The sequence below is a fragment of the Halorubrum sp. GN11_10-6_MGM genome (assembly GCF_005435165.1).
Taxonomy (GTDB): Archaea; Halobacteriota; Halobacteria; order Halobacteriales; family Haloferacaceae; genus Halorubrum.
The window spans coordinates 173,415-187,248 of record NZ_SGUC01000002.1; the positions used below are offsets into that span (position 1 = coordinate 173,415).

General features: G+C 71.7%; 12 protein-coding genes. 10 read left to right on the top strand and 2 right to left on the bottom strand.

From position 1 onward, the window contains the following. Nucleotides 1-168: 168 nt before the first annotated feature. From EXE46_RS02085 to EXE46_RS02110, 6 genes are all read left to right on the top strand, one after another. Nucleotides 169-1,608, top strand: coding sequence for a CARDB domain-containing protein (locus EXE46_RS02085; protein ID WP_199234093.1), 1,440 nt, complete (start codon nucleotides 169-171; stop codon nucleotides 1,606-1,608). After that, nucleotides 1,605-2,390, top strand: coding sequence for an ABC transporter ATP-binding protein (locus EXE46_RS02090; protein WP_137686841.1), 786 nt, complete (start codon nucleotides 1,605-1,607; stop codon nucleotides 2,388-2,390). The genes EXE46_RS02085 and EXE46_RS02090 overlap by 4 nt, the downstream gene beginning before the upstream one ends. Next, the gene (locus EXE46_RS02095) at nucleotides 2,387-3,574 is read left to right on the top strand and encodes an ABC transporter permease (protein WP_137686842.1); all 1,188 of its coding nucleotides are present in this window, start codon (nucleotides 2,387-2,389) and stop codon (nucleotides 3,572-3,574) included. Before EXE46_RS02090 ends, EXE46_RS02095 begins: the two co-directional genes overlap by 4 nt. A 363-nt stretch (nucleotides 3,575-3,937) precedes the next feature. Continuing rightward, a complete protein-coding gene (locus EXE46_RS02100; RefSeq protein ID WP_137686843.1) occupies nucleotides 3,938-4,345 on the top strand; it encodes a hypothetical protein in 408 nt (135 codons plus the stop codon). Between the two features lie 101 nt (nucleotides 4,346-4,446). Then, nucleotides 4,447-4,923, top strand: coding sequence for a hypothetical protein (locus tag EXE46_RS02105; protein WP_137686844.1), 477 nt, complete (start codon nucleotides 4,447-4,449; stop codon nucleotides 4,921-4,923). 93 nt (nucleotides 4,924-5,016) lie between these two features. Then, on the top strand, nucleotides 5,017-5,652 hold the full coding sequence (locus EXE46_RS02110; RefSeq protein WP_137686845.1) for an IS6 family transposase: 636 nt from the start codon (nucleotides 5,017-5,019) through the stop codon (nucleotides 5,650-5,652). A 312-nt stretch (nucleotides 5,653-5,964) separates the two neighbouring features. Here the strand turns inward: EXE46_RS02110 and pdxS are convergent, their stop codons facing one another. Further along, entirely contained in the window at nucleotides 5,965-6,873 is a 909-nt protein-coding gene (gene pdxS, locus EXE46_RS02115; protein ID WP_137686846.1) for a pyridoxal 5'-phosphate synthase lyase subunit PdxS, read from the bottom strand. Between the two features lie 163 nt (nucleotides 6,874-7,036). Between pdxS and EXE46_RS02120 the strand changes: the two genes are divergently transcribed. Further along, nucleotides 7,037-7,723: a molybdenum cofactor guanylyltransferase gene (locus EXE46_RS02120; protein ID WP_137686847.1), complete on the top strand. Its 687-nt coding sequence runs from the start codon at nucleotides 7,037-7,039 to the stop codon at nucleotides 7,721-7,723. 50 nt (nucleotides 7,724-7,773) lie between these two features. Here EXE46_RS02120 and EXE46_RS02125 read toward each other — a convergent pair whose 3' ends face one another. After that, the gene (locus tag EXE46_RS02125) at nucleotides 7,774-8,334 is read right to left on the bottom strand and encodes a DnaJ domain-containing protein (protein ID WP_137686848.1); all 561 of its coding nucleotides are present in this window, start codon (nucleotides 8,332-8,334) and stop codon (nucleotides 7,774-7,776) included. Between the two features lie 227 nt (nucleotides 8,335-8,561). On the opposite strand from EXE46_RS02125, the gene mutS reads away from it, so the two are divergent. Genes mutS through EXE46_RS02140 form a run of 3 tightly spaced genes read left to right on the top strand, consistent with a single transcriptional unit; the run spans nucleotide 8,562 to nucleotide 13,828 of the window. Further along, a complete protein-coding gene (mutS, locus tag EXE46_RS02130) occupies nucleotides 8,562-11,447 on the top strand; it encodes a DNA mismatch repair protein MutS (RefSeq protein WP_137686849.1) in 2,886 nt (961 codons plus the stop codon). Continuing rightward, complete coding sequence (gene mutL, locus EXE46_RS02135) at nucleotides 11,437-13,251, top strand: DNA mismatch repair endonuclease MutL (protein ID WP_137686850.1); 1,815 nt, start codon at nucleotides 11,437-11,439, stop codon at nucleotides 13,249-13,251. Before mutS ends, mutL begins: the two co-directional genes overlap by 11 nt. A 55-nt stretch (nucleotides 13,252-13,306) precedes the next feature. Then, nucleotides 13,307-13,828 (top strand): hypothetical protein, encoded by a 522-nt coding sequence (locus EXE46_RS02140; protein WP_137686851.1) that lies wholly within the window; start codon nucleotides 13,307-13,309, stop codon nucleotides 13,826-13,828. Nucleotides 13,829-13,834: the final 6 nt, after the last annotated feature.

The window sequence follows — 13,834 nt, forward strand, 5'->3', positions numbered from 1 at the left end:
ATCACCCGCTCGCGCGGTGTCGCGTTCGCTCATTACCGTTCCTTACGTCGGCCCGTTGAAAAAGGGTGCGTAACCGGTACGTCTCGGAGTCCGCCGACCGCGAAGCGCCGACAGCGGCCGTCACCTTCCGTCGGCGACGGATATAACCCCGCAGGTCGCGTAACTGGGATGACATTGACGCACACACGAACCACGGCTGCGGTGCTGGCCGTCCTGACGCTGCTGTCGGTCGTCGGAGGCGGGTTCGCGGTCGGCGGTGCGGCGGCGGTGCCGGACGCGCGGATCACCGTCGGCGAGGTCGGCGTCTCCCCGGACGACCCGACCGTCGGCGAGCGGACGGCGCTGAACGTCACCGTCACGAACTCCGGCGGGAGCGACGCGGCGGCGAACGTCACGACGGTCCGCCTCCGAGACGCCGACGGCGACGTGCTCGACAGCGTCTCGGGCGTGGGCGCCCTCTCCGCGGGCGACTCGCTCGACGCGACGCTGTGGACGACGTTCGAAGAGCCGGGCGAAAGGCGGCTCACCGTCGAGGCCGTCGCGAACCAGTCGACGAGCGGCGAGTTCGTGACCGTCGGTCGCGACAGGGTGATCGAGGTGGTACCGGCTGAGGTCGCGCTCGACCTCCGGACCCGCGCGCTCGATCCCGAGGATCTCCGGAGCGACGACGAGAGCGAGACCGCGGCCGGCGACCTCGGCGTCGGCGGCATTCAGGGCATCTTCGGCGGCGGTGGCGGTCTCGACACCGGCGACGCCGAGGGAGAGACCGCCCCGCCGGTCGCCGACTCGCCCGTCGAAGTGACCGTGGTCAACACCGGGACGACGACGGCCGACCGGGTCAGCCTCCGCGCCGTCGGGACCGCGGTCGACGGCGGCGACGACGCCGGCGGTGACGGCGGAGCCGCCGGCGACGCGGAGACCGTCGACGTCGGCCCCTTCGTCGTCGAGGACGTGGCGCCCGGTGAGGAGCGCCGGGTGATCGTCGACCTCGGGCCGCTCGACCGCCGCTCGGACGTGACGGTCACCGCGGCGTTCCGCGCCGACACGGACGCGCGGAACGACCGCGGCGCGGACCGCACCGCCGAGTCGACGGTGACGTACCCGGTCCGCGAGGCCGCCCCGACCGTCACCGACGCGACCGTTCGGGAGACCCCTGACGGCGTCGTCGTCGACGCGAACCTCGGCAACGTCGGGAGCGGCGAGATGACGGGCGCGGTCGTCTCGGTCGGCGACGCGCCCGGCGTCGAGGCGACCGCCGCAGGCGGCGAGTACTTCGTCGGGACGCTCGGCCCCAGCGACTTCGTCGGCTTCGACCTGACGACCGCGGTGAACGCCTCGGTCGCCGAGGAGATCCCGATCCGCGTCGCCTACACCGAGCGCGGCGTCCGGTACACCGAGACGCTGACCGTGGCCACGCCGGAGCCGGAGGGCGGCGACGAGGAGGCCGGCGGGACGCTCGGTCGGATCGGCGCCGGCGGGCTCGGGTCCGCTGGCGCGGTCGCGAGCGGCCTCGCACTCGTCGGCCTCGCCGGCGCGGTCGGCGTCGCGGTCAGGACCGGACGGATCGGGGGGTCGACGGGGCGGCGACGCGACGGGTCGGCGCCGTGAGCGACCGCGGCGCACCCGACGAGCCGACCGAGACCGGGTACGCCGTCGAGCTCCGGGACGTGGTGAAGCGCTATCCGAGCGGGGGCGGTGAGCCGGTCGTCGCGCTCGACGGGGTCGACTTCGCGGTCCGGCCCGGCGAGTTCGTCGCGGTGGTCGGTCCCAGCGGCTCCGGGAAATCGACGCTACTGAACGTCCTCGGGCTGCTCGACGACCCGACCGCGGGCCGTCGGCTGCTCGACGGGACGGACGTGACGAACCTCTCGGTGGCCGGGCGGACGCGGGCGCGCAAGGAGTCGATCGGGTTCGTGTTTCAGGACTTCCACCTGCTGCCGACGCTGACCGCGGTCGAGAACGTCGCGATGCCGACCGCGTTCGACCCCGGCGACGCGACCGACCGGGCCGCCGACCTGCTCGGGCGGTTCGGCCTCGGCGACCGGCTCGACCACGAGCCGACCGAGCTCTCCGGCGGGCAGAAGCAGCGCGTCGCAATCGCTCGCGCACTCATCAACGAGCCCGCGGTCCTGCTCGCCGACGAGCCGACCGGGAACCTCGACACCGAGACGGGCGAGGCGATCCTCGGCGAGTTCGAGCGCGTCAAGGCCGAGGGCGTCGCCGTCGTCGCGGTCACCCACGACCCGCTCGTCGAGGAGTACGCCGACCGCGTGGTCGACCTCACCGACGGGGTGTTGACGGGCGGCCTCCCCGACGGCCTCGGGTCGGAAACGCGGTCGGAGCCGAACCGCGAGCGCGACGCGCGCCGGATCGCTCGGGGGGACGGATGACCGACCGCGACGGTCAAGGAAGCGGCGCCGCCGGCTGGCTCCGGGGCTGGCGGCCCGCGGTGTCGATGGCGTCGCGGAACCTCCGGCGGAACCGGGTGCGGACCGTGCTGGCGGTCCTCGGAGTGTGTATCGGCGTGCTCGCGGTCGCGGCGCTCGGGATCTTCGGGAACGTGCTGGCGCTCGGCGCGGACGACGCGATCGGCGACATCGGCACGCAGGTCGTCGTCTCCCCGAACGCCGACGCGGGCGTGGAGTCGCTGTCCGACGCGGACGTCGCGTCGATCCGGCGGGCGGTCGACGGCTCCGCGGGCGGCGGGGCGGCGGTCGTCCCGCTGTACTCCGACAGCGCCACCGTCGCGCGGCAGGGCGACCAGACGTTCGCGACGGTGTACGGCGTCGAGGAGCCCGCGCTGGCGTACGAGGCGGCGGAGGGCCGGCTCCCCGAGCGACACCGGCAGGGCGCGATCCTCGGCGCGGGGATCGCCGCGGACCTCGAGGCCGGCGCGGGCGACACCGTCGAGATCGCGGGCTCGCAGGTGCGGGTGATCGCGGTGCTGGTCGAGAGCCAGACGTTCAGCCCGGTGGCGCCCGACGACGCCGTCTTCCTGCCCGAGTCGGCGTTCTCGGCCGACGGCTACGCGCAGGCGCTCGTGATCTCCGACTCCGGAGCCGAGGCGCGCGCCGCGGCCGACGCGATCCGCGAGTCGGTGAACGCCAGACAGGACCGAGTGGAACTGTTCGAGCTGGCCGCCCTCGTCGACGAGATCAACGAGTTCTTCGGGCTGCTCTCGACGTTCCTGCTCGGGCTCGGCGCGATCTCGCTCGTCGTCGCCGGCGTCTCTATCCTCAACGTAATGTTGATGAGCACGGTCGAGCGCCGACAGGAGATCGGGGTGATGCGCGCGGTCGGCGTCGCCCGGCGCGACGTGTTGCGCGTCCTGCTCGCGGAGGCCGGGCTGATCGGCGCCGCCGGCGCCGCGGCCGGCACGCTGCTCACCGTCCTGCTCGTCGCCGGACTCGTCCTCGCGACGCCCGCGGTCGACGCCGCGCTCGTGATCGACCCGACGAACGGGTACTACCTCCTCTTGGCGCTCGTCTTCGGCGTCGGCGTGGGGATCGTCAGCGGCGCGTACCCCGCGTGGAAGGCGGCCAACGAGCGCCCGGTCGAGGCGCTGCGGAGCTGAGTCGGACGGCGGCCGGAGAGCCGAACGGCTCGGAGCCACCTAAAAGTCCGACCGGCGCGCCGGCGAGCGCCCGCAGGGCGCGAGCCGCCCGCGAGGGAGTCGGTGGCCCGGAGCGAAGCGGAGGGCCACCGACGAGGCTGGGGAGGCGTGAGGCTGCGGTTGCTGTGCGGTGGGGCCGGGACTCAAAGGAGCAGTCGCGCGAGTTCTCGCGACTGGGGCTTTGGCGGTGTTCTCCACGGAGGAACGACGTATCGCTGAGTGACTGGGGCTTTGGTGGTGTTCGCCGTCGATCCCCAGTCACTAATTTATAAACGACACCTGACGGGCCAAACGCTTACTTGCTGCCGAGACGCGGAACAACCTATGTCGCTTGAGCGGCGGGCCGTCCTCCTCGTCGGCGCGGGCGCGATCGGGTTCGGCGCCGTCGGCTACCGCGAACTGACGGACTGCGAGGAGTTCGCCTGCTTCGCGTTCGAGTACGAGGGCGCGGACGACGCACCCAGCCGACTGACGATCGAACACACCGGCGGAACGGAGCGACTTCGCGCAGGCGACGTGTTCGTCACGAACGTCAGCACCGATTACGAGGCGGGCGAAACCGACACCCTCGCGTGGGCCGAGTTGGACGACAACCTCGACCCGGACGACGCGATCGACAGGGAAGCGGTACAGGTCCCGATCCGGTTCCCGGACGTCGTGGCGATCCGCTGGCGTCGCGACGGCGACGAGGAGATCGTCGGAGCGTGGCTGTACGACGACGACGTGCGGTGAGCGTCTCTCCCGTCGGCTCTCTCGGTAGCCCGCCTCGCCGTGGACAGATTGACCCCTGAGCCCCCGAACGACTTTCACTCAGGACGACGCATCCGACGGTGATGGCCCTCCGAGAGATCCGCATCCTCCCACACGTCGTCGGCGCCTCCCCTGCGAGGCGGCTGCTCCCGCTGGGCGTGGTCGGCCTCCTCCTGCTCGCCTCCGTCGGGTTCGCGCTCGGGCTGGACGTCGGGCTCTCCCTCTGGTGGCTTGCGCTGGCGCTCGGGATAGCGGTCGCCGCGGGTTTCGCGGGTGCGGGTCTCCTCCCGACCGTCGGCTCGCTGTGGCTCGTCGGCTGCTGGTGGTTCGCGTTCCCGCCGCTCGTCGGCTATATCACTGGCAACTGGACGGGCGCGGGCCGGTACAGCTATCCGCGGATGCTGGGGTATGGATACCAATCCGCGCGTGGGGAGCTGCTCGGCGGAATCGAAGTCGGCGTCAGACTCGGGCTGCAGTTCGCGGTCGTCGCCGGGCTCGTCGGGTACGCGGTCGGGATAATCGGTAATCGGCTCTCGACGCATACGAATGAATCTGAATAAGCCCAATCGCTCGCTTATAAACAGTTGACTCTGGATCGACGGCGGTGTTCAGATAAGGTTGAAAGGTGAGGCGGTTCGTTTTCAAAGTGATCTATGCCCGAAAACGACCGCCTCAGCGGCTGTTTAGATGAGATCAACTTAGAGTTTGTGGAGCGAGAAGCAACACCGAGACTGTTGATGAAACTCAGTATTCAACTTCGTCTGTCCGGATTATCGCTTTCGAATACTGTTTCATTTCTTGAGGTATTCGGAGTTGATCGAGTTCGATCCACCGTTCATAACTGGGTTCATAAGGCCGATCTACAGCCAGAGACTGGTCGGAGCCCGAATCACGTTGCGGTTGACGAGACTGTGATTCAGCTCGATGATGAACAATACTGGCTGTACGCTGCTGTCGATCCTCAGTCAAACGATTTGCTACATACAAAGCTTGAGCCAACAAGAACGAACGTGATCGCAGATCAGTTCTTTACGGAACTCCGCGATAAACACGACGTAGATGACGCGATCTTTCTCGTTGATGGCGCGGTTCCACTCCACCGAGCTTGTGACAAACACGGCCTCGATTTTAGATACGAACGACATGGCAATCGAAACAGCGTCGAACGTGTCTTTCGTGAGGTAAAACGCAGAACTACCAGTTTCTCAAACTGTTTTAGCAACGCCAAAGCAGAAACAGCAAACGAGTGGCTAGGATCGTTCGCCTTCGCATGGAATCAGCTTATCTGAACACTACCGGATCGACGGGGAACACTTCCAAAGCCCCAGCCGCGAGGCGGGCGCACGCTCTCTGCGCTCCTCAGTCGCTCGTTTCACTCGCTCGCTGCGGTGCTTGCGTCGCCTGCGCCCGCCTCGCGGCTGCCCCTTTGCGTCCCGCCCCGCACAGCGACCGCAGCCTCACGCCTCCCCAGCCTCGCCGCTCGCTCCCTGCGGTCGCTCGCGGCGTCCCTCGCGCGTGCTCCTCGCGCCCTGCGGGCGCTCGGAGGCGCACGCCACCGCAGTTCTATGTATAAAAGATTGCCGCGTAGCAGAAAATCTTATTTAAACACCGCGGCCTTGGAGCTGCTCCTCTTCTTTCATGTCCTCGTTAGACTGGCCCTTCATCCCCTTCCCGGTGCCGCTCGCGATGCGCGCGAGCTCCTCGGGGTCGTCCCAGTTGTTGACGGCCTCGACGATGGCGTTGCCCATCGCCGCGGGGTCCTCCGCGCCGAAGATGCCGGAGCCGACGAAGATACCGTCGCAGCCGTGGTACATCATCAGCGCGGCGTCGGCGGGCGTCGCGATGCCGCCGGCCGCGAAGTTCACGACCGGGAGCCGCTCGGCCTCCGCGGTCTCGTGGACCAGATCGCGGGGGGAGCCGTGTTCGCGGGCCCACTTCTCGCGCTCCTCGTAGTTGAGGCCGGTGAGCGTTCGGATCTGGTTTTTGATGGTGCGCTGGTGTTTGACGGCCTGATTCACGTCGCCGGTGCCGGCCTCGCCCTTCGTCCGGATCATCGCCGCGCCCTCGTGGATGCGGCGGAGCGCCTCGGGGAGGTTGCGGGCGCCGCAGACGAACGGCGAGGTGAAGTCGCGCTTGTCGGTGTGATACTCGTCGTCGGCGGGCGTGAGCACCTCGGACTCGTCGATCATGTCGACGCCGAGCGCCTCCAGGATCTCGGCCTCCTTCCGGTGGCCGATCCGCGATTTCCCCATCACCGGGATCGACACCTCGTCGATGATCTCTGGGACGCGCTCCGGGTCGGGCATCCGCGCGACGCCGCCGCGCTTGCGGATGTCCGCCGGGACGTGTTCGAGCACCATCACGGCGACCGCGCCCGCGTCCTCCGCGATGCGGGCCTGTTCGCGGTTGACGACGTCCATGATGACGCCGCCCTTCTGCATCTGTGCGAAGCCGCGCTTGACCAGCTCGGTCCCCCGCTTCAGCTCCTCCAGATCCGTGGCCTCTGGCATGGATATCGGTTGGGTCGCCGGCCACTTAACGGGTCGCTTTCGGGCGGATGAGCGGGCGAGCGCGCCGTTCGCGCCCGAACGGATTCGAGCGCGCCGCCACCGTCCGCACGCCCGGCGCCTCACCACCGCAACCGCGAAGTCCCCGGCCGGCCAACCCGCGGGCATGACCACCGGAGCCATCCTCGCCGGCGGGCGCTCGACGCGTTTCGGCGACGTCGACAAGGCCGTCGCGACGGTCGACGGCACCCCGATGATCCGCCGGGTCGCGGATCGGCTCGCGGGGACCGACGACCCGGTCCAGCCCGGCGCCGACCGCGCGAGCGGCGGCGACCCCGTCGTCGACGAGCTCGTCGTCAACTGCCGATCGGACCAGCGCGAGGCGATCGCCGAGGCGCTCTCGGGGGTCTCACTCCCCGTCCGCTGGGCGCTCGACGAGGAGCCGGACCTCGGACCGCTCGCGGGGATCCGGAACGCCTGCCGAGCGGCGACGGACTCGTACACCGCCGTCGTCGCCTGCGACATGCCGTTCGTCGACCCGAGGTTCCTCGTACACCTCCGCGAGACGGTCGCGGAGCCGGGGATCGAGGCGGCCGTCCCCCGGCTCGACGACCGCTGGTATCAGACCACGCAGGCCGTCTACGCGGCAGACCCGGCCGCGACAGCCTGCGACCGCGCGCTCGACCGCGGCGACCGGAAGGTGCTCGCGATGGTGGAGCAGTTGGAGGCGTCGGTGGTCGACGACGCGGCGATACGGTCGCTGACGACCGAGCGCACGTTCACCAACGTCAACACGCGGACCGAACGCGACGAGGCGGAGCGGGCGGTCGCCGCCGCGCTCGACGCGGAGTGAACGCCGTCGCTCGCGTCGAGCGACGGCGGTAGCGTCGTCCCGCCGGCCTGTCAGCCCTTCAACGTCTCGTACGCCTCGTTGAGATCCTTGAACTCCTCCTCGTCGCCGTCCTCGCCGTCGGGGTGGAGCCGCTTCGCGCGCTCGCGGTACCGCCGTCGGACCGTCTCGCTGTCCGCGGTACGATCGAGTCCGAGCGTCTCGTACGCCTCGCGCTCGGTCATCCCGCCGGCCGACGGCGCGCGGTCGCGGGGGTCGCGGCCTCCGGCGCCGCCGAACCCCCCCACTCCGCCGCGAGCCCCGGCCCGCCCTCCCTCGCCCGCGCCGCGACCGCCGTCGGTGCCGGCGGCGCGGTACGCGCGCTCCCGGTTGGCCGCGGCGCGGGCGCGCTGTCTGGCGCGCTCGCGCTCGGTCGGACCCGCCGCCTCGGCCGACCGGCGGGCCTGATCGTGGAGGCGCCCGCTGGCGTGGTACCAGAGGAAGTACGAGACGGCGCCGAACGGGACCGCCAGCGCCAACGCGATCGGGTGGAGGACGACTCCGCCGATCAGGAGCAGCGCCGTCATGCCGACGAACGCCCCGGCGAGCCCAACGACGATCGTTCGGTTCGTCACGGTCGTGTTCGGGGGCGAAGCACCGTAAGCGTCTCGCCGCTCTCCCCCGGCGACGCGTCTACCGCCGCTTCTGGGGTGTTCGCTTCTCGCCCCTCGCGGCGCTCGCTCTCCGTCCCTCCGCAGCGCCTTCGCTCGGTATCCGCTGCCTTCGCTCAGCGTTCGTCGTCCCCGCCGCACCCTTGCCTCGCTCCGCACCGTTTATGCCCGCGGCCGCCCGGATACGGGGTATGGAACCGGCGGACAGAGAGGCGGTGACCGGGCTGCCGCCCGGGATCGCCGCCGCCCGCGAGGAGCTCACGCCCATGCTCTCGCAGTACGCCGACCTGTGTGCCGCCCACGAGGACGCCCTCGTGCTGTTCCAGGTCGGAGACTTCTACGAGGCGTTCTGCGAGGCGGCCGAGACCGTCGCCCGCGTCTGTGAGGTGACGCTGACCGAGCGCTCCGACTCGACCGGCGACTACCCGATGGCCGGGATCCCCATCGACAACGCGGCGCCGTACCTCGAATCGCTGCTCGACGCGGGCTACCGCGTCGCGCTCGGCGACCAGGTGGAGGACGCCGAGCAGGCGTCCGGGCTCGTCGACCGCGCCGTCACCGAGGTGATAACGCCCGGCACCGTCGTCGAGGACGACCTCCTCGAATCTGGCACGACGAACTACGTGGCGGCGGTGGCGGCCGACGGCGGCGCCGAGGTCGACGCGCCCGGACCCGGCACCGTCGGCCTCGCCGCCGTCGACGTCTCGACCGGCGAGTGCCTCGTCACGTCGGGCGACGCCGACGCCGTCGCGGGCGAACTCGACCGGATCGCGCCGGCGGAGCTCATCTCTGGCCCGGACGCCCCCGAGTTCGAACCGAGCGACACCGAGCGCGGCTGGACGACTCACGACTACGACGCGGACGTCTTCGACCGCCGGGCCGCGGCCGAGCGGCTGGAGCCGTACCTCCCGGCGCCCGCCCGCCGCTTCGACGGCGACGCCGAGCTGCGGGCGGCGGGCGCGGTGCTGGCGTACGCGGAGTACACGCAGGGCGACGACGGGCCGCTCTCGTACGTGACCAGAATCCGACGGTACGACCCCCGAGACCGGCTCCGGCTCGACGCGGCGGCCCAGCGCAGCCTCGAACTGTTCGAGAACCGCGGGCTCGGCGCGAGCGACACGCTGTTCGACTCCCTCGACGAGACGAACTGCGCGCTCGGCCGACGCTGTCTGGAGCGCTGGCTCCGGCGCCCGCTCGTCGACGCCGACGCGATCCGGAGCCGCCACGACGCGGTCGGCGAGCTCGCGGACCGGAGCCTCGCGCGGGAGGGGGTCGCCGACGCGCTCGCGACCGCCTACGACCTCGAACGGCTGGTGAGACGCGTCTCACGGGGACGAGCGGACGCCCGCGACCTGCGTTCCCTCCATCAGACGCTCGCGGTCGTCCCCGAGCTGAAGGCGACGCTTGCGGGAGCGGACGGCGAACGCTCCGGCGACGAGACGGACGCCGCGCTCCCCCGCACCGACCACCTCCGCGACCTCCGCGACCGCCTCGACGAGCTGACGGAGGTCCGCGAGCTGATCGACGACGCGATCGCGACCGATCCGCCACAGGAGATCACCGAGGGCGGCGTGGTCCGCGAGGGGTTCGACGACGACCTCGACGAGCTCCGGACGACCGAGCGCGAGGGGCGCGAGTGGGTCGCCGACCTCGAAGCCAGCGAGCGCGAGCGCACCGGGATCGACTCGCTATCGGTCGGCCACAACCAGGTCCACGGCTACTACATCGAGGTGACCGACGCCAACCTCGACCGCGTCCCCGACGACTACCGGCGGCGGCAGACGCTGAAGAACAGCGAGCGGTACGTCACGCCGGAGCTGAAGGAGCGCGAGGAGGAGATCGTCGGCGCCGCCGAGCGCGCTGACGCCTTGGAGTACGAGCTGTTCGTCGACGTCCGCGAGCGCGTCGCGGCGGCGACCGAGCGGATTCAGGGGCTCGCCGACGCGCTCGCCGAGCTCGACGCGCTCACGTCGCTCGCGGCGGTCGCCGTCGAGCGCGACTACGTCCGCCCCGAACTGCGCGCGGACGCGGACGGCGAGGGCGCGGCCGACGCGGGGGCATCGGACGCGGGCGATCCCGCCGCAGGCATCGAGATCGAGGGCGGGCGACACCCCGTGGTCGAACGGACCGAGGAGTCGTTCGTCCCGAACGACGCGGACCTCCCGCGCGGCTCGGTCGCCGTGATCACGGGGCCGAACATGAGCGGGAAGTCGACGTACATGCGGTCGGTCGCGCTCGCCGTCGTGCTCGCGCAGACGGGGTCGTTCGTCCCCGCGCAGGCCGCCACGCTCCCCGTCTTCGACCGCCTGTTCACCCGCGTCGGCGCCTCGGACGACATCGCGGGCGGACAGTCGACGTTCATGCGCGAGATGAGCGAGCTGACGGAGATCCTCCACGACGCCGGCCCCGACTCGCTCGTCCTCTTAGACGAGGTGGGCAGGGGGACCGCCACCACCGACGGCCGGGCCATCGCCCGCGCCGCGGCCGAGTTCATCCACGACGAGCTCGGCGCGACCGCGCTGTTCGCGACGCACTACCACGGGCTGACGGACCTCGCCGACGAGCGCGAGCGCGTCTTCAACCTCCACTTCACCGCCACCCGCGAGGACGGCGACGTGACGTTCCTCCACCGCGTCGTGCCGGGCGCCTCCTCGTCGTCGTACGGCGTGGAGGTGGCGGAGCTCGCCGGCGTTCCCGGTCGGGTCGTGGACCGCGCTCGCGATCTCGTCGCCGCGGAGGAGGGAGCGCGCGAGCGGTCGGCGAACGGGACCGACGAGGCGTCCCCCGGCGAGGAGTCGACCGCCGACGGCGACGCGTCGCTCCGGGAGTTCCTCGCGGAGGAGGCGTCGGAAGGCGGCGAGGAGTCCGGAACCGAGGCGGACGCCCGGACCGAGACCGCGTCCGAGCGCGACCGCGCGGGGCCGACGGCCGACGCCGACGCCGACGAGGGTGTCGCCGACGGCGCGTCCTCCGAGCTCGCCGCGGCGCTCCGCGACCTCGATCTCGCGCGGATGACGCCGATCGAGGCGCTGAACGCCCTCCACGACCTCCAGTCGCGAGTCGACGATGACGGGTGAGCGGGACGCGGAACGCGGCCGGTCGCCCGCCGGAGCGCCGGCCGAAGGCGAGGAGCGCGTCCGTCGGCTCGATCAGGGGACGGTCGACCGGATCGCGGCCGGCGAGGTGGTCACCAGACCAGCCCGCGTCGTCGGCGAACTCGTCGACAACGCGCTCGACGCCGGCGCCTCTCGGATCGAGGTCGCCGTCGACGGCGACGGGACGGACCGGATCCGCGTCGCGGACGACGGCCGTGGGATGAGTCGCCGGGATGCGGCCCGCGCCGTCGAGCGCCACGCGACGAGCAAGCTGGCGCCCGACGGCGACCCGGTCGGGGTCGCCTCGCTCGGCTTCCGCGGCGAGGCGCTCGCGGCGATCGCCGAGGCCGCCCGGCTCGAACTCGTGACGAGCCCCGGAGACGGGGTCGGCACGCGCGTCGTCGTCGACGGGACCGCGGGAGACGCGGCGCGCGGAGCGCAGTCCGGCGACGGGCGGAACGCCACCGTCGAGCCCGCGGGCCGCGCCCGCGGAACGACGGTCGTCGTCGAGGACCTGTTCGCGACGCGACCGGCCCGGCGGGAGTCGCTCGCGGGGGCGAACGCGGAGTTCGCGCGGATCTCCTCGCTCGTCGCCGACTACGCGCTGGCGAACCCGTCGGTCGCGTTCTCGCTCGAACACGACGGGTCGACGACGCTGTCGACGCCCGGCACCGACCGCACGGACGCCCTCCTCGGCGTGTACGACCGCGAGGCCGCGAGCCGGTCGACGACCCTCGACGCGAGCGTCGACGTGGTCGCGAGTGGATCGCGCGACGCGGGACGCGCCGACCGCGGCGCGGACTCCGTCGAGGTCGGCGTCTCGGGCGCGCTGGCGTACCCGTCGATCACCCGGTCCACCCGCGACCACGTCCGCGTCTCCGTGAACGGTCGGCCGGTCCGAAACGACCGGCTCGCGGCCGCGGTGCGCGACGGGTACGGCCGCCTCCTGCCGGACGGCCGCGAGCCGGTCGCCGCGGTCGACGTGTCGCTACCGCCCGCCCGCGTCGACCCGAACGTTCACCCGGCGAAGCGGGAGGTGGGGCTCCGCGACGCCGACGCGGTCGCCGACGCGGTCGCGTCGGTCGTCGAGGACGCCCTCACGGGCGCGGACCTCCGGCGCGCCGCGGACGTCGCCACCGACCTCGCCGACGCGCTCGACCCGGTCGGCGAGGGCGACGGGTCGCGCGCCGGGGCGTTCGACGACGCCGAACCGATCGGCGTCTTCCGCGACCTCTACGTCCTCGTCGAGGCCGGCGGCGAACTGCTCGTGGTCGACGGGCACGCCGCCCACGAGCGGGTGAACTACGAGCGGCTGGCGCGGGCGTTCGACGGCGACCCGGTCCCCACCGCGGCGCTCGACCCGCCGGCGACGGTCTCGCTGTCGACCGACGAGGCCGCGGCCGCGAGGGCGCACGCGGACGACCTCGCCGCGCTCGGCTTCGAGACCGAGGCGTTCGGCGGCGGCACGCGTCGGCTGCGAACCGTCCCCGCGCCGTTCGGTCGGACTGCGGACGCGGACGCGTTCCGCGACGCGCTCGGCGCGCTCTCGGCGGTCGAAGGGGGTCGCGGCGCCTCGCGGGACGCCCGCGACGACCTGCTTGCGGATCTGGCGTGTCACCCCTCGCTGAAGCGCGGCGACTTCGCCGACCTCGACGACGGCGACCTCCGCGATCTGCTCGACCGCCTCGGCGAGTGCGACCGTCCGTACGCCTGCCCGCACGGTCGGCCGACCGTCCTCGCGGTCGACGAGGAGACGTTCGCGGCCGGGTTCGGCCGCGACCGCTGAATCTGGGAGGGTACCGACCGGTATCTATTAACACGATGGGCCCGGGGGTATTCGCATGGGAGAGCGGACCGAAGTGACGCGGGGGTCGCTGCCGGTGGAGCGGTCCGCCGGCCGATTCTCCGGACCGGACGGGCTCCGCGACGTCGTCGAGCGGCTGCTCGCGTGGCTTCGGAACCGCCGCGAAGCGGCCTTGGAGAGCGTTTCGACGGCGACGACGATGCGGAACGTCGTCGACGCCGACGCGCTCGCCGACGAGACGCCGGAGAAGTGGAGCGTGGTTCACGACGTGGTCACCTACGGGTCGAGCCCGCTCACCGACGTGCTCGTCTTCCGTCACGGGCCGAGCCGGCAGGATCTGGTGATGCTGCCGGAACGGAACACCAGGCCGGAAGGCGAGATCAGCTTCTACCACGCCGACCGCACGCGCGGGGCCCGCCACCTGCTGTCGATCGGCGCGGACTCGCTCACGGCGGCGCTCAGCTACGTGTTAGAGCGAATCGAGCGCTTCGAACGGCTGTTCACCGGTCGAGGGTCGCAGCTTCCGAGCGGCTACACCGGCCCGTCGGAAGACCTGTAAGCGAAC

Bases quoted from the DNA above. Each gene is read 5' to 3' on its own strand.
- EXE46_RS02085 (WP_199234093.1), top strand. From the start codon at position 169: ATGACATTGACGCACACACGAACCACGGCTGCGGTGCTGGCCGTCCTG.
- EXE46_RS02095 (WP_137686842.1), top strand. From the start codon at position 2,387: ATGACCGACCGCGACGGTCAAGGAAGCGGCGCCGCCGGCTGGCTCCGG.
- EXE46_RS02100 (WP_137686843.1), top strand. From the start codon at position 3,938: ATGTCGCTTGAGCGGCGGGCCGTCCTCCTCGTCGGCGCGGGCGCGATC.
- EXE46_RS02105 (WP_137686844.1), top strand. From the start codon at position 4,447: ATGGCCCTCCGAGAGATCCGCATCCTCCCACACGTCGTCGGCGCCTCC.
- EXE46_RS02110 (WP_137686845.1), top strand. From the start codon at position 5,017: ATGCCCGAAAACGACCGCCTCAGCGGCTGTTTAGATGAGATCAACTTA.
- pdxS (WP_137686846.1), bottom strand. From the start codon at position 6,873: ATGCCAGAGGCCACGGATCTGGAGGAGCTGAAGCGGGGGACCGAGCTG.
- EXE46_RS02120 (WP_137686847.1), top strand. From the start codon at position 7,037: ATGACCACCGGAGCCATCCTCGCCGGCGGGCGCTCGACGCGTTTCGGC.
- mutS (WP_137686849.1), top strand. From the start codon at position 8,562: ATGGAACCGGCGGACAGAGAGGCGGTGACCGGGCTGCCGCCCGGGATC.
- mutL (WP_137686850.1), top strand. From the start codon at position 11,437: ATGACGGGTGAGCGGGACGCGGAACGCGGCCGGTCGCCCGCCGGAGCG.
- EXE46_RS02140 (WP_137686851.1), top strand. From the start codon at position 13,307: ATGGGAGAGCGGACCGAAGTGACGCGGGGGTCGCTGCCGGTGGAGCGG.